General features: G+C 69.4%; 20 protein-coding genes and 1 pseudogene. 10 read left to right on the forward strand and 11 right to left on the reverse strand.

Annotation, left to right across the window (positions count from 1 at the left end):
- Nucleotides 1–4: 4 nt before the first annotated feature.
- Nucleotides 5–1,450 (reverse strand): MFS transporter, encoded by a 1,446-nt coding sequence (locus ACFLIM_RS40905; RefSeq protein ID WP_393174455.1) that lies wholly within the window; start codon nucleotides 1,448–1,450, stop codon nucleotides 5–7.
- A 72-nt stretch (nucleotides 1,451–1,522) separates the two neighbouring features.
- On the opposite strand from ACFLIM_RS40905, the gene ACFLIM_RS40910 reads away from it, so the two are divergent.
- Both ACFLIM_RS40910 and ACFLIM_RS40915 read left to right on the forward strand, forming a co-directional pair.
- The gene (locus tag ACFLIM_RS40910) at nucleotides 1,523–2,161 is read left to right on the forward strand and encodes a TetR/AcrR family transcriptional regulator (RefSeq protein WP_393174503.1); all 639 of its coding nucleotides are present in this window, start codon (nucleotides 1,523–1,525) and stop codon (nucleotides 2,159–2,161) included.
- A 10-nt stretch (nucleotides 2,162–2,171) separates the two neighbouring features.
- The gene (locus ACFLIM_RS40915; protein WP_393174457.1) at nucleotides 2,172–2,921 is read left to right on the forward strand and encodes a methylenetetrahydrofolate reductase; all 750 of its coding nucleotides are present in this window, start codon (nucleotides 2,172–2,174) and stop codon (nucleotides 2,919–2,921) included.
- Between the two features lie 36 nt (nucleotides 2,922–2,957).
- On the opposite strand, the gene ACFLIM_RS40920 is transcribed toward ACFLIM_RS40915, so the two are convergent.
- The 3 genes from ACFLIM_RS40920 to ACFLIM_RS40930 are packed head-to-tail and all read right to left on the reverse strand — an operon-like array spanning nucleotide 2,958 to nucleotide 7,167.
- Complete coding sequence (locus ACFLIM_RS40920) at nucleotides 2,958–4,400, reverse strand: MFS transporter (RefSeq protein ID WP_393174459.1); 1,443 nt, start codon at nucleotides 4,398–4,400, stop codon at nucleotides 2,958–2,960.
- A gap of 45 nt (nucleotides 4,401–4,445) precedes the next feature.
- Nucleotides 4,446–5,108 (reverse strand): Crp/Fnr family transcriptional regulator, encoded by a 663-nt coding sequence (locus ACFLIM_RS40925; RefSeq protein WP_393174461.1) that lies wholly within the window; start codon nucleotides 5,106–5,108, stop codon nucleotides 4,446–4,448.
- Nucleotides 5,109–5,142: 34 nt separating this feature from the next.
- Nucleotides 5,143–7,167, reverse strand: coding sequence for an adenylate/guanylate cyclase domain-containing protein (locus ACFLIM_RS40930; RefSeq protein ID WP_393174463.1), 2,025 nt, complete (start codon nucleotides 7,165–7,167; stop codon nucleotides 5,143–5,145).
- A gap of 197 nt (nucleotides 7,168–7,364) precedes the next feature.
- Here ACFLIM_RS40930 and ACFLIM_RS40935 point away from each other — a divergent pair, with 197 nt between their 5' ends.
- Nucleotides 7,365–8,243 carry a hypothetical protein gene (locus ACFLIM_RS40935; RefSeq protein ID WP_393174465.1) on the forward strand — a complete coding sequence of 293 codons (879 nt, stop codon included), beginning with the start codon at nucleotides 7,365–7,367 and terminating at the stop codon, nucleotides 8,241–8,243.
- A gap of 51 nt (nucleotides 8,244–8,294) precedes the next feature.
- Here the strand turns inward: ACFLIM_RS40935 and purL are convergent, their stop codons facing one another.
- The 4 genes from purL to purS all read right to left on the reverse strand — a co-directional run bounded on the left by purL (nucleotide 8,295) and on the right by purS (nucleotide 12,222).
- Entirely contained in the window at nucleotides 8,295–10,544 is a 2,250-nt protein-coding gene (purL, locus tag ACFLIM_RS40940) for a phosphoribosylformylglycinamidine synthase subunit PurL (RefSeq protein WP_393174467.1), read from the reverse strand.
- A complete protein-coding gene (gene purQ, locus ACFLIM_RS40945) occupies nucleotides 10,541–11,224 on the reverse strand; it encodes a phosphoribosylformylglycinamidine synthase subunit PurQ (RefSeq protein WP_393174469.1) in 684 nt (227 codons plus the stop codon). The genes purL and purQ overlap by 4 nt, the downstream gene beginning before the upstream one ends.
- A gap of 140 nt (nucleotides 11,225–11,364) precedes the next feature.
- Nucleotides 11,365–11,754, reverse strand: a complete 390-nt coding sequence (locus ACFLIM_RS40950) for an ATP-binding protein (protein WP_393174505.1) — start codon at nucleotides 11,752–11,754, stop codon at nucleotides 11,365–11,367.
- A gap of 222 nt (nucleotides 11,755–11,976) precedes the next feature.
- A complete protein-coding gene (gene purS / locus ACFLIM_RS40955) occupies nucleotides 11,977–12,222 on the reverse strand; it encodes a phosphoribosylformylglycinamidine synthase subunit PurS (RefSeq protein WP_393174471.1) in 246 nt (81 codons plus the stop codon).
- Between the two features lie 292 nt (nucleotides 12,223–12,514).
- On the opposite strand from purS, the gene pdhA reads away from it, so the two are divergent.
- From pdhA to ACFLIM_RS40975, 4 genes are all read left to right on the forward strand, one after another.
- Nucleotides 12,515–13,603 (forward strand): pyruvate dehydrogenase (acetyl-transferring) E1 component subunit alpha, encoded by a 1,089-nt coding sequence (pdhA, locus tag ACFLIM_RS40960; protein WP_393174473.1) that lies wholly within the window; start codon nucleotides 12,515–12,517, stop codon nucleotides 13,601–13,603.
- The gene (locus ACFLIM_RS40965; protein WP_393174475.1) at nucleotides 13,600–14,580 is read left to right on the forward strand and encodes an alpha-ketoacid dehydrogenase subunit beta; all 981 of its coding nucleotides are present in this window, start codon (nucleotides 13,600–13,602) and stop codon (nucleotides 14,578–14,580) included. Before pdhA ends, ACFLIM_RS40965 begins: the two co-directional genes overlap by 4 nt.
- Nucleotides 14,581–14,590: 10 nt before the next feature.
- Nucleotides 14,591–16,039: a dihydrolipoamide acetyltransferase family protein gene (locus ACFLIM_RS40970; protein ID WP_393174477.1), complete on the forward strand. Its 1,449-nt coding sequence runs from the start codon at nucleotides 14,591–14,593 to the stop codon at nucleotides 16,037–16,039.
- A gap of 124 nt (nucleotides 16,040–16,163) precedes the next feature.
- Nucleotides 16,164–16,457, forward strand: coding sequence for a Dabb family protein (locus ACFLIM_RS40975; RefSeq protein WP_393174479.1), 294 nt, complete (start codon nucleotides 16,164–16,166; stop codon nucleotides 16,455–16,457).
- Here ACFLIM_RS40975 and ACFLIM_RS40980 read toward each other — a convergent pair.
- Together ACFLIM_RS40980 and ACFLIM_RS40985 are read right to left on the reverse strand one after the other, a co-directional pair.
- Complete coding sequence (locus ACFLIM_RS40980; protein ID WP_393174481.1) at nucleotides 16,454–16,678, reverse strand: hypothetical protein; 225 nt, start codon at nucleotides 16,676–16,678, stop codon at nucleotides 16,454–16,456. The genes ACFLIM_RS40975 and ACFLIM_RS40980 overlap by 4 nt on opposite strands.
- Before the next feature lie 297 nt (nucleotides 16,679–16,975).
- Complete coding sequence (locus ACFLIM_RS40985; RefSeq protein WP_393174483.1) at nucleotides 16,976–18,781, reverse strand: acyl-CoA dehydrogenase; 1,806 nt, start codon at nucleotides 18,779–18,781, stop codon at nucleotides 16,976–16,978.
- A 102-nt stretch (nucleotides 18,782–18,883) separates the two neighbouring features.
- Here ACFLIM_RS40985 and ACFLIM_RS40990 point away from each other — a divergent pair, with 102 nt between their 5' ends.
- Complete coding sequence (locus tag ACFLIM_RS40990) at nucleotides 18,884–19,681, forward strand: class I SAM-dependent methyltransferase (RefSeq protein ID WP_393174485.1); 798 nt, start codon at nucleotides 18,884–18,886, stop codon at nucleotides 19,679–19,681.
- Nucleotides 19,682–19,722: 41 nt separating this feature from the next.
- Nucleotides 19,723–20,106: a VOC family protein gene (locus tag ACFLIM_RS40995; RefSeq protein ID WP_393174487.1), complete on the forward strand. Its 384-nt coding sequence runs from the start codon at nucleotides 19,723–19,725 to the stop codon at nucleotides 20,104–20,106.
- A 2-nt stretch (nucleotides 20,107–20,108) separates the two neighbouring features.
- Here the strand turns inward: ACFLIM_RS40995 and ACFLIM_RS41000 are convergent, their stop codons facing one another.
- Entirely contained in the window at nucleotides 20,109–20,558 is a 450-nt protein-coding gene (locus ACFLIM_RS41000; RefSeq protein WP_393174489.1) for a hypothetical protein, read from the reverse strand.
- A gap of 75 nt (nucleotides 20,559–20,633) precedes the next feature.
- On the opposite strand from ACFLIM_RS41000, the pseudogene ACFLIM_RS41005 reads away from it, so the two are divergent.
- Nucleotides 20,634–21,044, forward strand: a pseudogene (locus tag ACFLIM_RS41005) (GNAT family N-acetyltransferase); the annotation flags it as partial.
- Between the last annotated feature and the right edge of the window lie 14 nt (nucleotides 21,045–21,058).

Genomic DNA, 21,058 nt, shown 5'->3' on the forward strand with positions numbered 1-21,058 from the left:
GGCCTCACTTCGTGAGGCGGGCTCGGTCGCCCTGGATGCCGTCGCCTTCCCCCGCTCTGGTCGCTTCGCTCCCGCCGCTCCTCCAGGCGACGGCGCTCCCTCGCAGGGAGTAGAGCGCGACCGGGATGGCCGCGATCACCACGGCCGCCGCGATCACCAGCGTGAACTGGTAGCCGTCGAGGAACGCCAGCAGCGGCGGCCGGTCGCTGCCGCTCTGCCTGGAGCTCAGGAACGCCCCCAGCACCGTGATGCCGAGCAGCCCGAACACCTCGCGTGACACGTTCAGGACGCCCGAGGCCACGCCGGACCTGCCCTGGGGCATCCCGCTGAGCACCGCGGCCGTCAGGGGGACCAGCAGGCCGCCGCCCACGCCGTACAGCAGGAACCAGGGGGCCACGTCCGCGTAGTCGCCGTCGGCGCCCACGCCGGAGATCAGGTAGATCGCCGTCCCCATGAGCGCCATCCCGAGCGCCACCGTGCGGCCGATGCCGAGCGCCGCGCTGATCCGCTGTGACAGGATCGCGATCACGGCCATGACCAGCGCCATCGGCACGAACGCGCCGCCGGCCTCGGTGGGGGAGAAGCCGAGCACGTTCTGCAGCCAGAGCGCGCTGAAGAAGTAGATCCCGAACACGCCGAACGACCAGATCCCCATGGTGAGCAGCCCGCCGCTGAACACCCTGGACCTGAACAGCGACATCACCACCATCGGCTCGGCGGCCCGCGACTCGGCCAGCACGAACGCCACCGCGGCCGCCGCGAACACGCCGAACGCGGCCAGGATCTCCGGCGAGGTCCAGCCCGCGCCCTCGCCCTCGATGAGCGCGTAGGTCAGGGCGAACAGCGCGATCGCGGAGGTGGCCAGGCCCGGGAGGTCGAGGTTGTGCCGTACCTTGGCGAAGGCCGGCCTGACCGCCCAGAGCGCGAGGCCGAACGTCACCAGCCCGATCGGGACGTTGATCAGGTAGATCCAGCCCCAGTGCAGGTTCTCGCTGATGAAGCCGCCCGTGACCGGGCCGAGCGCCATGGAGAGCGCCCCCGCGGCGCTCCATACGCCCACGGCCCGGCCGCGCTCGCCGGGATCGGGGAAGATCTGGCTGATCAGGGCCAGCGCCGTGGGCGTGAGCAGCGCCGCCCCGACTCCCTGCACGGCCCGCGCCGCGATCAGCATCCCGCCCGAGGTGGCCAGCCCGGCGGCCAGGGATGACACGGTGAAGACGGCCAGCCCGCCGAGAAAGACCCTGCGGGCGCCGAACACGTCCGCCAGCCTGCCGCCGACCAGCATGAGGCCCGCGAAGACCAGGATGTACGAGCTCACGATCCACTCCAGCCCGGAGATCGTCAGCCCGAGCTCCCGCTGGATCGTCGGCAACGCGACGTTCCCGACGTTGTTGTCCAGGTAGGTCATGAAGGTGCCCAAGGTCACCGCACTCAGCGCCCACCATCGCATGAAATTTCCTCCTATACGGCGTACTTGTACGACGTACAGTTGAACTTGTACGGCGTATAGTTGTCAACCGTGATGGGAAAACTGACCGCGCAGGGGATCGCCGAGCGGGCCCTGGAGATCGGCGACGCCGAGGGCCTGGACGCCGTGACCATCCGCCGCCTGGCCACGGACCTGGGCGTGACCCCGATGGCCCTCTACTGGCACTACAAGAACAAGGACCAGTTGCTGATCGGCATGGCCGACCACCTGATCGGCGGCTTCGCGCCCAAGCCGGCCGACGACCGTCCGTGGCAGGAGCAGCTGCGCGACCTGACCGAGGGCCTGATCAGGACGCTGCGCGCGCATCCCTGCGCCAAGAACGTCATCGAGCAGATCGACCCTGTCGAGGTGCCGAACTTCCTGGCCGTCTGGGACAAGGCGCTCGGTCTGGCCCGCACGGCGGGGTTCGGCGTGGAGGAGAGCTGCCTGATCACCAAATATCTGCTGCAGAGCGCCATCGCCATCGCCGACGCCCCCGTGCACGTCAAGGCCGTCGACCCGGCCACCGTCAGGGCCAAGCTGGTGGGTCTCCAGACGCTGCCAGAAGAGACGTACCCCCACCTGGTGGAGATGGCCGCACCCCTGGTCAGGGGGACGGAGCCGGGGCTGTACGACACGTTCGGCGTCGATCTCGTCCTGTGCGGCATAGAGGCGCTGGCGGCCAGGCGTTAGAGTCCTGATCATGCCTTTTGAGCTGATCTGCGAGATCGAACCTCCCACCAGGCCCGACCTGACGCACGTCAGGCACCAGATCGGCACCATGAGCAAGATCGCCCACTCGTTCCTCATCCCCGACAACCACATCGGCCGCGCGACCGTGTCCAGCGTGGCCGTGGCGCACGAGGTCGAGGCGATGGGTGGCCGCGGCATCGCCTGCCTCAACTCGCGCGACCGCAACCTGCTCGGCTTCCGCCGCGACCTGCTGACGGCCGCCGCGTACGGGGTGGACCAGTTCCTGTTCGTCTACGGCGACAAGCCGACGAGCGGCAACCGCACGAGCGACCTGACCGTGCGCTCGATGATCGAGGAGGCGCGGGAGTTCTCGCCCGACGTCCGCGTCGGGGCCGCCGCCGGGCTCCGCTCGCTGCCGGCCTGGAAGCGTACGGCCGACTTCCTGTTCCTCCAGGTCGGCTTCTCGCTGGAGGCCCAGCTGCGCTGGCGCGAGACCCACCCGGTGGACGTGCCGGTCTACGCCGGCGTCATGGTCCTGGCCAGCGAGCGCCACGCCCACACTCTGGCCGCCGCCATTCCGGACATCGACCTGCCGGACGACCTGGTCAGGAGAGTCGCCACGGACCGCATGGCGGGGGTGGAGGCGGCCTGCGAGCAGGTGCTCGCCATCCGCGACTCAGGCGCCTTCGACGGCGTCCACCTCATCCCGGTCTCCCGCTACCGCGACGTCGAGTCCCGGCTGGCCACCGCCCTTGGCTGAGGCCGCGTCTCAGAGCGACGGCCCGCGTGTGACACGTCAGCGGAGTCGTTGGCGGGCCAACGCCGCGAGAAGCGCGCCGGTCAGGGCCACGGCGAACAGCACCGCGTACGCGCGCTGGAACCCGTCCATCAGCTGCCCCACCGCCACCGGCGACAGCCTGGACAGCGTGCCCGCGTACACCTGGGCCCGCAGCGCAGGCCCCACGGAGGAGGTGAGGACGCTGAGGGACAAACCGACGCTGATCACGATGCCGACGTTCATGATCATGACGCGGAACCCGTTGACCACCCCCAGGCTCCCGGTCGGCAGGGCCCGCATGACCTGCGTGGTGTTGCCGGTCAGGAACGTTCCGCTGCCGCAACCCGCCACGAACAGCCCGATCCCGATCACCCAGTACGGCGTGGCCGGATCGGCCGTCAGCATCAACGTGCCGAGCCCGAGGGCGCTGAGAGCCGCACCCCCGATGGACAACACGTACGGCGACACCCTCTGCCCCAGCATGCCCGTGATCGGTGAGGCCAGCCCGATCCCGACGGGCACCGGTAACACGCTCAGCCCGGCCTCGAACGCGTCGAGCCCCCTGGCCGCCTGGAAATAGAGCGCCACCACCAGGATCAGCGCGGACCGGGCCAGCGCGTTGCAGAACGAGGCCAGGTTGGCGTAAGCGAGCAGTCGCCCCCCGAACAGCCGCAGGTCCAGCACCGGGTTCGACGAGCGCCGCTCGGCCAGCACGATCAGCGGCAGCAGCACCACGAACACGGCCACCCCGGTCAGCACCACCGGGCTGGACAACCCGCCCGAGCCCGCCTCCGACAGCGCCAGCAGCACGGCCGACAGCGCCGCGAACAGCAGCACGTTGCCCAGCGCGTCCACCGGCTCCTTCGGCCGCCTGGGCATCTTGCGTAAGATCGCGGCGCCCACGCCGAGCGCGAGCAGCCCGGCCGGCACGTTCACCCAGAAGATCCACTGCCAGCCGGCGATCTCCGCGATCAGGCCGCCCAGCGTGGGCCCGGCCAGCTGCGCCACCGACAACGTGCCGATGTAGACGCCCATGCCCTGGCTGAGCCGGTCGGGCGGGAACGCGTCGGTGATGATCACGGTGCCGTTGGCGAGGATCATCGCCGCGCCGACCGCCTGCAGCACCCGCATCGCGATCAGGAACCACACGTCCGGCGACAACCCGGCCAGCAGCGAAGCCACGGTGAACAGCGCGAACCCCGCCAGGTACACCTCCCGCCGGCCCAGCAGGTCCGCCACCCGGCCGAATAACACCAGGCTGGCTGTGTTGACCAGCAGGAACGCCAGCAGGATCCACCCCGACTCCAGCGCACTGGCGTGGAAGTGCCGCACCACCGTGGGCAACGCGACGTTGAGCGTGCTGCCGGCGATGCCGATGAGGACGAGCCCCAGGCTGGTGACCGCGCACACCCGCCACGCGTAGCGCAGGCGGGTGTCGTCATGGGGGGTGACCGCGACCATGCCCTCCACTATGACGTACGACGTACGTCCGTTTTGTGACGGGGGTTACCTGGCTCGCTTGCGCAAACCTTCGAGGTCGTGGATCACCACGCGCCGCCTGCCGGTCTCGATCAGGCCGCGGTCGCGCAACGTGCGCAACGCCTTGCTGACGGCCTCTCGGGACGCGCCGGTCCAGCCCGCCAGTTCGTCCTGCGACAGGGGCAGCGCCACGCGTACCCCGCTGTTGGTCTTCTCCCCGTAGCGATCCGCCAGCTCCAGCAGCCGCGTCGCCACCCTCCCCGTGGTGTCGAACGCGCCGTACTCGATCCGCTTGCGGTCGGCGTCGCGGACCTTCCCGGTGATCAGCTGCATCAGCAGTACGGCGACGCGCCCGTGGTTTTCCAGGAACGCGGGGAAGTCGCGTACGACGACGCCCGAGATCGGCTCCAGGGCGGTCACCGTGGCCGAGCGGGGCGAGCCGTCGATGGCGGAGAACTCGCCGAGCAGCCCGCCGGGCCCGCGCACGGCCAGCACCACCTCGGTGCCGCTGCTCGTGTGCGATGACACCTTGACCCGGCCCTGCATCAGCACGAGCACCCAGTCGGACGTGTCGCCCTCGCTCATCACAGCCGTGCCCCGATCCCACCGCCGGGGTCGTCCGGCCGCGCGCAGGGCCTCGACCTCCTCTTCGGTGAGCATGGACAGGAACTCTCCGGGCTCAACATCCATGCGCCCGATTATGTCGGCCCGGACAACAATCCAGCTATGGCAATTCGGTCAAAACATAGGCGGCCACGAGCTCGTCCTTGCCCTTGAGGCTCAGCCGCCCCAGAGGATTCACCGACGCGCCACGGCCCAGTTGCCGGAGCGTCGTCTCGCCGATCACCACCGTGCCCGGCTCGGCGATGCCCTGGAGCCGGGCGGCCACGTTCACGCAGTCCCCCATCGCGTTGAAGCCGCGCAACTCCGGGCTGCCGATGTTGCCCACCAGCGCGGGACCTGTGTTGACGCCCACCCGGAACGTCGGCCATTCGACGTCGTCCACCCGCTTCCACGCCATCTCCTCGGCCACCTCGGCCGCGGCCCGCTGCATGTCGAGCGCCGCCCGGCAGGCCGCCCGCGCGTGACCGTCCTGCGTGGCGGGGGCGTTGAACAGGGCCAGCAGCGCGTCCCCGACGAACTGCACGATCGTGCCGCCGTTGTTCAGGATGCAGGGTACGGCGGCGGTGTGGTAGCGGTTGAGCATCTCGACGATCTCGCCGGGCGTGACCCGCTCCGAGAACGTGGTGAAGCCCTTGAGGTCGGCGAAGAGCGCGGTCAGCTCCTTGAGCTCGCCACCGAGCGCCGCCTGCGCCGGGTCGGCCAGCAGGGCGTTGGCCACGTCGGGCGACATGTACTGGCGGAAGAGCGTGTCGAGCTCCTGGTAGAGGCGGGCGTTCTCCAGGGAGATGGACAGCTGCCCGGCCAGGGTGGCGGCCAGGGCCTCGTCCTGATGGGTGCGCCCGACGGGCACCTCCAGCACGCCCGCCAGGTGGCCCTTGACCGTCAGGGGGAAGGCGAGCAGGTCATCGCGCCTGACGGGCTGGTCGCTGGGGAACTCGTATTCGCGGGAGCCGATCTGCGCCTTGCCCTCTGCGACGAGACCGATGCGCACGTCGCCGTACGCCTGCCGGACCCGTTCCAGCGCCGTGGCCAGGAGCTGGCCCTCGGGCAGGCCCACGCGGGTCTGGGCGCTCACCGCCACCAGGGCGGCCAGCCGCTCGGACAGTTCCCGCTCGTTGGCCAGTGCCTCGCCCGCCCGGTCGAGCACCGCGGCCTGGCCCTCGTTGAGCCGGAACTTGCCCGACAACCGGGTCGCGGCCAGCGGCTCGCCCCTGCGTACGTGCTCGACCAGCTCCTCCAGCGCCTGGTCGTAGTCCCGCCGGATCCTGGCCACGGTCGCCGCCAACGTCACCGAGTCGAACAACCCCGCGCTCGACCCCTCCCGCCTGAACTGCAGGTAGGCGCTGTAGGCCACGAACACGAACGCCAGCGTGAGCAGCAGGTGCCACTCCCACCAGGACAGATGCCAGTTGAGCTGCGACATCCCGGCGACCATGGCCTCGGCCAGCAGCGCGTAGGCGGTGATCAGGCTGATCAGCATGGCCGAGGGCCGGCGCCGGTGCAGCAGGAACATCATCACGCTGGCCGCGACGTACAGCAGGAGGCCGGGGATGGACGCCCAGGCCAGCCAGTCGACGGGCGAGACCATGGGCGGCTCGCTGAGCGGCGTCAGGCCCGGGACCAGCGAGGCGACGCCCCAGATGGCCATGAAGCCGAACAACACCGCGCGGATGAAGTGCTGCGAGCCGAGCACGGCCTTGGCCGCCTGCTCGCCCAGCGGCAGCGCCGAGGCGAACGCGTACGCCGCCGCGATTGTGAGCCCCACCTGCTGGCCCAGGTCGAAGCCCAGGGAGCCGGCCGGGAGGATGATCTTCGGCGTGGCCAGCCCGTGCAGGAAGAAGAATCCGGCGCTGCTCAGGAAGACCATGGAGACCAGGAACAGCCGCGCGTCCTGCCGCCGCCGCGACGCCTCGCTGACCAGGAAGCCGAGCACGACGTTGATCCCGGCCACGGTGAGGATCATCCAGAAGTGACTGGCATTGTGCTGCCAGACGAGATTGATGCCCGGCTGGGCCAGCAACAACCACAGGCCGAGCAGCGGCAGGATCAGGTGGATGCTCCAGACCACGCCACGCACTGGCTGGGTGGCGGGAGGCAGATATGGGGCACGATCGGGCGTTGACACAGACCTGATTATCCACGCGCGATCGCCCTCCCCAACGCGTCGTTTTACTCACCGGAGTCGCCGACAACCGGTCAACCTGGTCAGTAACACTCCGTTTCGTGACAAACACGTTATGTAATCAATGTCATCCTTTGGAACGTTTGAAACGTGAATCTCTTGCACAACACGAGCATCACTCGTTCCCTGGAAGGAAAACCGTGGCTATCAAGCTTCGCGGTGGGCGCACGCTCACCCTCGCCGCTGTCGGCGCGCTCGCCGCCTCACTCCTCGCCGTCGGTGGCGTCGCCACCGCCTCGTCGGCCGGCGCCGAGGTGCACGCCTGCGTGCACAAGAAGTCGCGGTACGCCCGCATTGTCAACCCCACCACGAAGTGCCGGAAAACGGAGATACGGGTCCTGATCGGCGGCGGCGGCACGTCGACGACGACCATCCAACAGGGCCAGCAGGGCGCCCAGGGCCCGCAGGGTCCCAAGGGAGAGACCGGCCCGCAGGGCCCCCAGGGCCTCAAGGGCGCTATGGGTCCGGTAGGCCCGCAGGGCAAGCAGGGCCCCCAGGGCGAAACCGGGCCGCAGGGCCCGAAGGGCGCGGACGGCAAGGACGGGAAAGACGGCCTCCCCGGTAAGGACGGCAAGGACGGCCTGCCTGGCAAGGACGGCAAGGACGGCCTGCCCGGCAAGCAGGGCGAGGAGGGGCCGCAGGGCCCGAGGGGCCTGACAGGTCCGCAGGGTCCGAAGGGCGAGAAGGGCGAGTCCGGCAGCGGCGCCACCTACACGACCTACACCAGGAGCGAGTCCGTGAACTCGACCGGCTCGGAGACGGTGAACTGCTATCAGGGCGGCGTGGCGACCGGCGGCGGCTTCTCCTTCGGCACGCTCAAGAACGCCGTCGTCATGGGCAGCGCCCCCAGCGGAAACAACCCGCCCACCGGCTGGACGGTGACGGTGGCCAAGGACGACAACGGCAGCGGCAACAACAACGTCGCCGCCACCGAAGGCCCCGGGCAGAAGACCATCACCAGTAACCAGGGCACCAGCGTCATCGGCAGCGTCTACGTGGTCTGCCTCAAGAAGTCCTAACACGGGAAAGAGGGCCGGCACGGCGATCCGTACCGGCCCTCGAAAGAACGGTCAGCCGAACAGGGCGGGAAGGGCCGCCGTGTGCGTCTCCCGCAGCTCCTCGACCGAGACCTCGAACACGTCTTCCACCACCAGCGAGACCCCGCCCGTCACCCCGAGCCCGTAGCACGGCACCTCGAGACGCCCGCACAACGACGCGAACTCCGCGTAAACCTCGGGCCGCACCACCACCAGCGCCCGCGAGGCGGACTCGCTGAACAGGTCGGTGAAGGCGTCGCCGCTCAGCGCCACCGAGGCCCCGATGCCCCGCGCCAGGCAGGACTCGGCGAGCGCGACGGCCAGGCCGCCGTCCGACAGGTCGTGGGAGCCTTCCAGCAGCCCCCGCCGCGCCGCCTCCACCAGCACGGTCGCCAGCGCCCGCTCCGCCTCCAGATTGGCGTGCGGCGGCAGCCCGCCCAGGTGGCGGTGCGCCACGTGCGCCCACTCCGAGCCGCCGAACTCCTCGCGCGTGTCCCCGAGCAGCACCACGCGCAGCCCTTCCGCCACGAACCCGGAAGGCACCCGCTTGGCCACGTCCTCGATGACCCCGAGCACGCCCACGACGGGCGTCGGGTGGATGGCGGTCGAGCCGGTCTGGTTGTAGAAGGAGACGTTTCCGCCGGTCACCGGCACGCCCAGCGCCCTGCAGGCGTCCGCGAGCCCGCGCACGGCCTCCGCGAACTGCCACATGACCTCGGGATCCTCGGGGGAGCCGAAGTTGAGGCAGTTGGTGACGGCCAGCGGCTTCGCGCCGGTGACGGCCACGTTCCGGTACGCCTCGGAGAGCGCCAGCTGCGCCCCCGCGTAGGGATCGAGCTTGGCGTAACGCCCGTTGCCGTCGGTGGACAGCGCGATGCCGCGAGTGGTCGGCTCAGCGCCCGCCATGACCTCGGAGATCCGCAGCATGCCCGCGTCGGCCGGCTGGGCCAGCACGGTGTTGGCACGGACGTAGCGGTCGTACTGGGAGGTCACCCACTCCTTGGAGGCCAGGTTGGCCGAGCCGAGCAGCTTGAGCAGGGTCTCGCGCAGGTCCGCGGGCCGCTCCAGCCGGTCGGGGGTGTCGGCGTTGAGCGCGCCCTGGCCGACCGGCTCGTGGTACGGGCGCTCGTAGACGGGCCCGTCGTCGGCCGCGGTGCCCGGCGGGATGTCCACGATGACCTCGCCGTCCCACATCATGACCAGGCGGCCGGTGTCGGTGACCTCGCCGATGACGGTGGCGGGCACATCCCACTTCTCGCAGATCGCCATGAACGCGGCGATGTCGTCGGGCCGGACCACGGCCATCATCCGCTCCTGCGACTCGCTCATCAGGATCTCCTCGGGCCTGAGCGAGGGGTCGCGGAGCGGGACCAGGTTGAGGTCGACGTGCATGCCGCCGGTGCCCTTGGCGGCCAGCTCGGTCGTGGCGCAGGAGACACCCGCCGCGCCGAGGTCCTGGATGCCCACGACCACGTCGGCCGCGTACAGCTCCAGGCAGCACTCGATGAGCAGCTTCTCCATGAACGGGTCGCCCACCTGCACGGCGGGCCGCTTGGCGTGCGACTCGTCCTCGAACGTGGCCGATGCCAGCACCGAAGCCCCGCCGATCCCGTCAGGGCCGGTGGACGCGCCGAACAGCACCACCTTGTTGCCCGGCCCCGGCGCGGTGGCCAGCTTGATCTGGTCCTTGCGGAGCAGGCCCACGCACAGGGCGTTGACCAGGGGGTTGCCGAGGTAGCAGGGGTCGAAGACGACCTCGCCGCCGATGTTGGGCAGGCCCAGGCAGTTGCCGTAGTGGCTGATGCCCTCGACCACGCCCGGCAGCACCCGGCGGGTGTCCACGGCGTCCGCGGCGCCGAAGCGCAGCGCGTCCATGACGGCGATCGGGCGCGCGCCCATCGACATGATGTCGCGGACGATCCCGCCGACGCCCGTGGCGGCGCCCTGGTGCGGCTCGACGTAAGACGGGTGGTTGTGCGACTCGATCTTGAACGTGGCCGCCCAGCCGTCGCCGATGTCCACCACTCCGGCGTTCTCGCCCATGCCCACGAGCAGCGCCTCGGACTTGGGCGCCTTGGTGGCGAACTGCTTGAGGTGCACCTTGGACGACTTGTACGAGCAGTGCTCGGACCACATGACGCTGTAGATGGCCAGCTCGGAGCCGGTGGGACGGCGGCCCAGGATCTCCTTGACCCGGTCGTACTCGTCCTGCTTCATCCCCAGCTCGGCGAACGGCATCGGCTCCTCGGGAGTCTCGCCCGCCCGCTTCACGCTATCCGTCATGCGTTCACCAGCTTCTTGAGGATGGAGGTGAAGAAGCCGAGCCCGTCGGTGCTCGGGGCGCCGACCAGGTCCTCGACCGCGTGCTCCGGGTGCGGCATGAGGCCGACCACGTTGCCCGCCTCGTTGCGGATGCCCGCGATGTCGTTGAGCGAGCCGTTGGGGTTGCCGCCGAGGTAGCGGACGACCACGTGACCGCCCGCCTCCAGCGCGGCCAGCGTGTCGTCGGAGGCCACGTAGCGGCCCTCGCCGTGCTTGATCGGCAGCACGATCTCCTGGCCCTGGCCGAACGAGTTGGTCCACGCGGTCGCGCTCTGGTCGATCCTGACCCGCTGGTCGCGGCAGACGTAGTGGAGCGAGCCGTTGCGGGTCAGCGCGCCGGGCAGCAGATGCGCCTCGCACAGGATCTGGAACCCGTTGCACGTGCCCAGTACGGGCAGCCCCGCCCTGGCGGCCGGGACGAGCTCCTCCATGAGCGGCGCGAACCGCGAGATGGCGCCGCAGCGCAGGTAGTCGCCGTAGGAGAAGCCGCCGGGCAGGAACACGGCGTCGACCCCCTTCAGGTCGTGGTCGGCGTGCCACAGCGGAACCGCCTGCGCGCCCACGAGGCGTACGGCTCTGGCGGCGTCCTGGTCGTCGAGAGTTCCTGGAAACGTGACTACGCCCACACGGGCAGCGCTCATGACAGTCGTCCCCTCCGAGGAATGCGCACGCACGCGCCACCGTCTCTTTCGGGGTGGACGGCGGTCTGCGGCGGTGTACTCAGGTTATCGGGTGCCGCCGGGTGGTCCGCATCGGCTCGGGCGCCGGGCAAAGGACCAGGTCAGACCGCGGCCAGCTCGCGGAGACGGGCATCGGCCTCGTCGTCCCAGGCGAGCGTCTTGCGCAGGTGGACCGTGGTGCCGCCGCGGCCGGGCGTGATGCCGAAGGAGATCTCGTCGACCACGGAGCGCATGATCAGCAGGCCGCGGCCGTTCTCGGTGTCGGGAGGGGGAAAGCGCAGGGGCATCGACGGCACCCCGTCGCCGTTGTCCGCGACGCGTACGTCGCAACGCCCGTAGCCGATCGCCGCAGTCACTTCGTAGCGGTTGGCGGGTCCCCCGTGCCGAACCGCATTGGAGCACGCCTCGGAGACAGCGAGCAGCATGTCGGCGATGCACGTCTCACTCACGTTGAGTGAACGCATGGCATCACCTAGCACTCGCCTGACCATCGGTATGCCGATCGCATCCCGAGGCAGTGCCAACGAGAACTCAATATCCACCGGACTCCTCCGGGCGCCGGAATGTCACCTGGAGTAGGTTTCCCTGCGGAATCGGGGCTAACCGCAAAATCACGCTGTTGTTATTTAGTGTTGGCACGTCCGTGGCATTGTGGCACGTCCGAACCCCCACTTTAAGCCACCGAGGGTGAATCAGTGGATCAAATCTCCCTTCTACCCCTCAACCCGGACGGTGTAGTCCTCGATCACCGTGTTGGCCAGCAGGGTCTCGGCCATCTTGCGCACTTCCTCGAGCGCCGCCTCATCGGCCTGACCTTCGAGTTCGACCTCGAAGCGCTTGCCCTGCCGGACGGCGGAGACGCCGGAGAAGCCCAGCCTGGGCAGTGCCCGGGCGATCGCCTGGCCCTGGGGGTCGAGGATCTCGGGCTTCAACATGACGTCTACGATGACGCGCGCCACTGCGTTCCTCCTGCGTGAGGTGGAGTTGGGAAAGCAAGCCTACCGGCGCGTGTGGCAGTCGAAACAACGGGAACGGGGAGGGCATGGGGCTTGCGCACTGGGCTGTGACGTCTGCCACGATGGCCCCAAACGCGTACGAACCACAACCAAGTGGTCCAACGCTCGAAAGGCTGGCTTAAGGTGGCAACCCCATCGGCACCGGCCCTGATCGCACAGGAGTGGCAATGACCGAGCTTGTCGAGGTCATCAACGAGCACAGCATGTTCGTCACGTGGCCGACGGAGGAGGCCGCATGACCGCCGACGCCTCTCGTGGTGCGGAAGCACCCCCGGAGCTCGTCCAACTGCTCACCCCAGAGGGAGAGCGGGTCGAGCACCCCGACTACGACATCGACCTCACCGACGAGGAGATCCGGTCGCTCTACCGCGACCTGGTGCTCGTCCGGCGCATCGACCTGGAGGCCGTGGCGCTGCAGCGCCAGGGCGAGCTGGGCATCTGGGCCTCGCTGCTGGGCCAGGAGGCCGCCCAGATCGGCTCAGGGCGGGCGCTGGCCGACACCGACATGGCCTTCCCCACCTACCGCGAACACGGCGTGGCGTGGTGCCGCGACGTGGATCCGGTGAAGCTGCTGGGCCTGTTCAGAGGGGTCAACCACGGCGGGTGGGATCCCAAGGAGCACAACTTCCACCTGTACACGATCGTGATCGGCAGCCAGACGCTGCACGCGGTCGGATACGCCATGGGCATCCAGCGCGACGACGCGAACGCCGCCACCATCGTCTACTTCGGCGACGGCGCCACCTCGCAGGGCGACGTCAACGAGTCGTTCATCTGGGCCAGCGTGTTCAACGCGCCGATCGTGTTCTTCTGCCAGAACAACCAGTGGGCCATCTCCGAGCCGCTGGAGAAGCAGACCCGCATCCCCCTCTACCGCCGGGCCTCCGGCTTCGGCTTCCCGGGGATCAGGGTGGACGGCAACGACGTGTTCGCCTGCCTCGCGGTGACCCGCAAAGCGCTCGAAGCCGCCCGTACGGGTCAGGGCCCGACGCTCATCGAGGCGTTCACGTACCGGATGGGCGCCCACACCACCACCGACGACCCGACCCGTTACCGGGTGGCCAGCGAGCTGGAGGCGTGGAAGCTCAAGGACCCGATCGAGCGGGTCAAGTCCTACCTGTTCAAGAACGAGCACGCCGAGCAGGCGTTCTTCGACTCCGTGGCGGCCGAGGCCGACCAGCTCGGCGCCGACCTGCGCAGGCGCTGCCTGGCCATGCCCGACCCCGAGCCGCTCGACATCTTCGACCACGTCTACAGCGAGCCCCACGCCCTGATCGACCAGGAGCGCGCGCAGTTCGCCGCGTACCTGGAGGGGTTCAAATGACGATCCTGAGCCTGTCGAAGGCGCTCAACGAGGGCATGCGCAAGGCCATGGAGGACGATCCCAAGGTCCTCATCATGGGCGAGGACGTCGGCAAGCTGGGCGGCGTCTTCCGGGTCACCGACGGCCTGCAGAAGGACTTCGGCGAGGACCGCGTCATCGACACGCCGCTGGCCGAGTCGGGCATCATCGGCACCGCGATCGGCCTGGCGCTGCGCGGCTACCGCCCGGTGTGCGAGATCCAGTTCGACGGGTTCGTCTTCCCGGCCGCCGACCAGATCATCACGCAGCTGGCCAAGATGCCGATGCGCTCGCTGGGCACGATCAAGCTTCCCGTCGTCGTACGGATCCCCTGCGGCGGCGGCATCGGCGCGGTCGAGCACCACAGCGAGTCGCCCGAGGCGTACTTCACCCACACGGCCGGGCTGCGCGTCGTGTCCTGCTCGAACCCGGCCGACGCCTACACCATGATCCAGCAGGCGATCCGCAGCGACGATCCGGTGCTCTTCTTCGAGCCCAAGCGCCGCTACTGGGAGAAGGCCGACATCGACACCACCTCCACCGACTGGTGGCCGCCCCTGCACGCGGCCAAGGTGGTGCGACCCGGCACGGACGGCACGCTGCTGGCCTACGGCCCCATGGTCAAGACCTGCCTGGAGGCCGCCACGGCCGCCGAGGACGACGGCCGCTCCCTCGAGGTGGTGGACCTGCGCTCCCTGAACCCGCTGGACGAGCCGCTGGTCATGGACTCCGTACGCCGCACCGGCCGGGTCGTGGTGGTCCACGAGGCGCCCGTCAACAGCGGCTTCGGGGCGGAGCTGGCGGCCCGGATCACGGAGCAGTGTTTCTACCGCCTGGAGTCGCCGGTGTTGCGGGTCGGCGGCTTCTCCACCCCCTACCCCCCGTCGAAGCTGGAGGAGCACTACCTGCCCGACCTGGACAGGGTGCTCGACGGCGTCGACCGGGCGTTCGGGTACTGAGGGGGTTGTCATGCGACGCGAGTTCAAGCTCCCGGACGTCGGCGAGGGCCTGACGGAGGCGGAGATCGTCCGCTGGCACGTCAAGGCGGGCGACGACGTCAAGGTCAACCAGATCGTCGTGGAGATCGAGACGGCCAAGTCCATCGTCGAGCTGCCGATCCCGTGGGACGGGGTGGTGTCCAGCCTGCTGGCCGAGGAGGGCCAGACGGTGGACGTGGGCGTCCCCATCATCGCCGTGGACACCACGGAACCCGGCACCCCGGCCACCGGCGCGACGCCGGGTGCCGCCGCGGAGGCCGCCGGTGGGACGCCTGGCGACGGCACGGCGGGCGCCGGTGGGGCGGACGCCGACCGGATCCAGGCCCTGGCCGACGACATGGTCCCCAAGCCGCCGGCGGAGGGCGCCGTCGAACCGGGCGCCCACGGCAGCCCGGCGCCGAAGGAGGAACGCCAGGCGGTCCTGGTCGGCTACGGCGTCAAAACCGGCGCCACCAAACGCCGCCCCCGCAAGCAGCCAACGCAACCCGCCCCGGCCGCGCCCGCCACTCCGGCCGCGCCCGCCACCCCAGGTACGGACGTCGGCCGGGTCGAGGTCCTGGCCAAGCCGCCAGTACGCAAGCTGGCCAAGGACCTCGGCGTGGACCTGGCAGGCATCAACGGCACCGGCCCCCAGGGTTCGATCACCCGCGAGGACGTCCACGCGGCGGCGCAGGCCACGACGGCCGAGCCCCAGGTCGCCGTCCCCGAGGCCGTACCGCAGCGAGAAGAGCGCATCCCCGTCAAGGGCGTGCGCAAGATGACCGCCCAGGCCATGGTCACCAGCGCCTTCACCGCCCCCCACGTCACCGAGTTCCTCCAGGTCGACGTGACCAGGACGATGGAGGCCGTGCAACGCCTGCGCACCCTCCACGACTTCGCGGAGGTCAAGGTCTCCCCGCTGCTCCTGGTGGCCAAGGCCGTGCTCACCGGGGCCGGCCGCCATCCCATGATCAACTCTGCGTGGGACGAGGAGGCCCAGGAGATCGTGGTCAAGCACTACGTGAACCTGGGGATAGCCGCCGCCACCCCGCGCGGCCTGGTGGTGCCCAACGTCAAGAACGCCCACACCCTCTCACTCCCGGCGCTGGCCAAGGAACTGGCCCAGCTCACGGAGACGGCCAGGGCCGGACGTACGCAACCGGCGGAGATGGCCGGCGGCACCATCACGATCACCAACGTCGGCGTGTTCGGCGTGGACACGGGCACCCCGATCCTCAACCCCGGCGAGGCCGCTATCCTGGCATTCGGCCAGGTCAGGGACATGCCGTGGGTGGTGGACGGCGAGCTGGCGGTACGCAAGGTGACGACCCTGGCCCTGTCCTTCGACCACCGGATCGTGGACGGCGAGCTGGGCTCGCTGTTCCTGCGCGACGTGGGCGCCATGCTGGAGGACCCGCTCCGCATGCTCGCCTGGAGCTAGCGACAGCTACGGCGACCGCCGGGAGGACCCCTCCCCCGGCGATCGCCGTAGGCCGGGGACGCCCGCACCCAATCAGGTAAGAGCCCGCGACCCCCCGATCTGATACATCGATAATGTGGACTTCATGATTCGCCACATCGTGCTGTTCACCTGGACCGAGGACGCGACCGCCGAGCAGAAGGCCACCGTGGCCGCCGAGCTGCGGAAACTGCCCGGCCTCATCCCGCAGCTGCGCTCCTATACGGTCGGCGGCGACGCGGGCATCAACCAGGGCAACTACGAGTTCGCCGTGGTGGCCGACTTCGACGACGTCGAGGACTACCTGGTCTACCGCGACCACCCGCAACACCAGGCGGTGATCGCGCAGCACATCAAGCCCATCGTCGCGACCCGCGCCGCCGTACAGCTGAGGGTTTAGACCTCGGGCGGGTTGTTCTCGCGGTGCATCAGCTTGTCGTCGGAGGTACGCCCCCGCTTGGGGGCCAGCACGATGCTCAGCACCACTCCCACGCCACCGACGATCATGAAGATGATGCCGATGATGTCCATGTGCACGCTCTTGCCGAACACTTGGGGATCGATCGCGAATCTCAGGATGGCGCCAAGCGTGAGGAAGAAGATGCTTACCCCGACACCCATGACGGCCTCCGGCAAATTCTGAGTGCAAATGGTGAGTACAGCCACGGTCATACCCGGGTATGCGTGATCACACCCGTGCGATATCAGGCGAGGCACGACAGCGGCCGGCCGCCGTTGTAGGTGATCATGTCGAGTACGGCGGTGACCAGGTCGATCGGGTGCGCGGCGAGGCTGACGTGTCGGCCAGGATCTGCTCGCGCACGCCCTCGTGCAGGGCCCCTGTTGGCTGTGTCCCGCACCACAGAACGTCATGGCAGAACGCCCGCCCGGGAGAGGAGAGCGAACGTCCTGCCAGTCTCAGAAGGCCTCCTCCGGCAGTTCCATGAGCTCCTGACCGGTGGCGGCGAGCACGCGCCGCTCGGCGGTCAGCCGGGGCAGCACGGTCTTGGCGAAGAACGTGGCGGCGGCGACCTTGCCCAGGTAGAAGGGGTCCTCGTCGTCGGCCAGCCGGGCCAGCGCCACCTCGGCCTGGCGCAGCAGCAGCCAGCCGATCACCAGGTCGCCCAGCGCGAGCAGGAACCTGGTGGTGTTCAGCCCGACCTTGTACACCTCCCGCGGCGTCTCCAGCGACCCGAGCGCCCAGCCCGCCATGGTCTCGCCCATGGCCTGGACCTCGGCGGCGGCCTCGGTCAGCAGCTTGCGCTCCTCCTTGAGCCGGCCGTTGCCCGCCTCGGAGCCGGCGAACTCGCCGATCTCGCCGAGCAGCGCCCCGAGCGCGGCTCCCTGGTTGCGCAGGACCTTCCTGAAGAACAGGTCGAGCCCCTGGATCGCGGTCGTGCCCTCGTACAGGGAGTCGATCTTGGCGTCCCGGATGTACTGCTCGATCGGGTAGTCCTGCAGGTAGCCGGAGCCGCCCAGGGTCTGCAGCGAGCGGGAGAGCAGCTCGTACGACCGCTCCGAGCCGACGCCCTTGACGACGGGCAGCAGCAGGTCGTTCATCTCCTGGGCGTGCCGGTCGTCCGGGTTCATCAGGATGGTGTCCTGGAACGTGGCCGTGTAGAGCACGAGCGCGCGCATGCCCTCGGCGTACGCCTTCTGCAGCATCAGCTCGCGCCGCACGTCCGGGTGGTGGGCCACGGTCACGCGCGGGGCGGTCTTGTCGGCCATCCTCGTCAGGTCCGCGCCCTGCAGGCGGGACTTGGCGTACTCCAGGGCGTTCAGGTAGCCGGTGGAGAGGGTGGCGATGGCCTTGGTGCCGACCATCATGCGGGCGTGCTCGATGACCATGAACATCTGCCTGATGCCCTCGTGCACGTCGCCGACCAGCCAGCCGACCGCCGGGTGCTTGTCGCCGAACGTGAGCTCGCAGGTCGTGGAGACCTTCAGGCCCATCTTCTTCTCGACGTTCGTGACGTAGACGCCGTTGCGCTCGCCCAGCTCGCCGGTCTCCAGGTCCACGTGGTATTTCGGCACCAGGAACATCGACAGCCCCTTGGTGCCGGGGCCGTGGCCCTCGGGGCGGGCCAGCACGAGGTGGAAGATGTTGTCGGACATGTCGTGCTCGGCGCTGGTGATGAAGCGCTTGACGCCCTCGATGTGCCAGGTCCCGTCGTCCTGCCGGACCGCCTTCGTACGCCCCGCGCCCACGTCGGATCCGGCGTCCGGCTCGGTGAGCACCATGGTGGCGCCCCAGTCGTGCTCGATGGCGAGCTCGGCGAAGCGCTTCTGGTCCTCGTTGCCCACCTTCCACAGGGTGTAGGCGAAGTTGGGGCCGGCCGCGTACATGTAGAGGGCCGGGTTCGCGCCGAGCACCATCTCGGCCGCGGCCCAGGCCAGGCTCCTCGGGATGCCGGGGCCGCCCAGCTCGGCGGGCAGGTCGAGGTGCGCCCAGCCGCCGTCGACCAGCGCCTTGAACGACTTCTTGAAACCTTCTGGGACGGTCACGGAGCCCGTCGCGGCGTCGAACACCGGCGGGTGCCTGTCGCCCTCCTCGAAGGAGTCCGCGAGTACGCCGGTGGCCAGCCTGTTGATCTCCTCAAGGATGCTGCGGGCGACCTCCTCGTCCACTTCCGCAAAGGGCCCTGTGCCGAGGATTTCGCGTCTCCCGAACACCTCGAAGAGGTTGAATTCCAGGTCGCGCACGTTGCTCTTGTAGTGGCCCATGGGGGTGATCTCCTTGAACCGAGGCCTTCTGTACTGGCGAGTAACCTTACTCCGAAATGCTACCCACGGGTAACCCGGGCTATGCATGGCATGCTCGTCTCCATGGACGCCGAAGAACTCGCCGCCAAGTGGCGGGAGCGACTGGAATCCTGGGCCATCCCCGACGAGATCATGGCCAAAGCTCCCATGGACCCGTGGAGCCACTCACCGGAACGGTTCGGCACGCGTACCGACAGGGCGCTCGCCGAGCCCGACGACGGGCCCACCGTGACCCGTCTGTCCGAGGCTCTTCCGGAAAAAGGCACGCTGCTCGACGTCGGCTCCGGCCCCGGCGCCGCGTCCCTGCCGCTGCGCGAGCGCATCGGCCATCTCTACGCGGTGGACACCTCGGTGTCCATGCTGAAGGGGCTGACGGCCAGGGCGGACAAGCTCGGGGTCCCGGTCACGACGGTCGAGGGCCGCTGGCCCGACGTGGCGGGCCGGGTGCCGGTGGCGGACGCCGCGGTCGCCGCGCACGTGGTGTACAACGTTCCCGACCTGGCCGATTTCCTGCGGGCACTGGACGGCCGCACGCAGGGGCGGGTGGTGCTGGAGTTGCCGCACCGCCATCCCATGAGCTGGATGACGCCGCTGTGGCAACACTTCCACGGGGTGGACCGGCCGGTGCGGCCCATCGCGGAGGACTGCGTGGCGCTGGCGGCGGCGCTCGGCTACCCCGTGCAGGTGGAGGAGCGGGAGGCCCCTCTGGAACGTTTCACGTCTCTGGAGGAGCTGGCCGCCAGCGTGTGCCGGCGGGTCTGCCTCGATCCCGCCAGGGCGGAGGAGGTGGCGGCGACGGCGATGGAGCTCGGCATGTGGCCGGTGCCCAGGGACCGGTGGGTCACCATCTGGTGGGACTGAAACCGGTTGACGTCCCCGGCGGGGCCGGGTTGGGTGGCCGAATGATTGAAATCCATGCCGTCACCATCGACGCCGCCGACCCGTACGAGATCGCGAGCTGGTGGAGCCAGGCCACCGGGCTGCCCTTGGGCGAGGGCGACCAGCCGGGGGACGACGAGGTCATGGTGCGTACCAAGCAGGACCCGTTCCTGCTGTTCATCCGCGTGCCCGAGGGCAAGACGGTCAAGAACCGGGTCCACCTCGACGTCAACGGGACCGAAGGCAGGAGCCGTGACCAGGAGGTCGAGCGGCTGATCGGGCTGGGCGCGACCGTCGTCGACGACCTGCGGCAGCCCGACGGCACCGGCTGGGTGGTCATGCATGACCCCGAGGGCAACGAGTTCTGCGTGTGCAGGAGCACGGCTGAGCGGGGCGTACAGAACTGATTTCACTGGGCGGATCCTGCGCGCCCCTTCATCGTGAGCGTCAGGATGCCGGCGATGAGGTAGACCAGCGCGCCGTGCCACAGGGCCTGCACGCCCGAGCCGATCACGCCCTCGCCGTCGAGCACGAGCTGCACCGGGTAGTCCAGCACGGCTGTGATGCCCGCGGGCAGGAGCGCGAACTTCCACGGGTGCTTCAGCGACCAGAGGCGGGCCTGGCGGGTCACCCGGTCGCCCTCGTTCGGCTTGGAGACCGCCCCGATCGCGGCGATCAGGGCGAACAGGCTGATGCCGAGGCCCAGCGCCCACACCAGATCGCCACCGCCCGTGAGCAGGCCCATCCCGAAGCTGGCCGCGGTCACGGCGCCACCGCCGATGGCGGCGGCCTTCCAAGGAGCGCCACGCAGCGCGGCGCCCGACAGCGAGACCTCATCGCGTCGACTGATTTCGTTCATGTCCTCCATGCTGCCTTTTGGGCACCCTGGGGGCATCGGGGTCGGACCCTGAGCTGTCCCTGACATGATTCGGCCATGAAGGAAATCGAGATAGTGCAGCTGGGGCCGGACGAGGGAGAGCGGCTGCGTGACGTCCGGCTGCGGGCGCTCCAGGACGCGCCGGACGCGTTCGGGTCCTCGTACGGGCGTGAGATCGAGTTTTCGCCCGAAAAATGGGCTGAAAGGCTGAAAAATCCGGAATCGCGGTGGTGGGTGGCTGTGGGCGGCGGCGCCGACGTGGGCCTGGTGTGCATGATGCGGGAGGGGTCAGGCGCACATCTGTTGTCCATGTGGGTCGCGCCCGAGGCCAGGGGCAGGAGCGTGGGCTCGCGGCTGGTGGACGAGGCCGTGGCCTGGGCCAGGAGCGTCGGCGCCGAGGAGGTCGGGCTCTGGGCCGTGGACGCGAACCACTCCGCCCGCGCGCTCTACGCCGCCAAGGGGTTCACCCCGAGCGGCAAGGT

This window comes from Nonomuraea marmarensis (assembly GCF_043197025.1).
Classification (GTDB): domain Bacteria; phylum Actinomycetota; class Actinomycetes; order Streptosporangiales; family Streptosporangiaceae; genus Nonomuraea; species Nonomuraea marmarensis.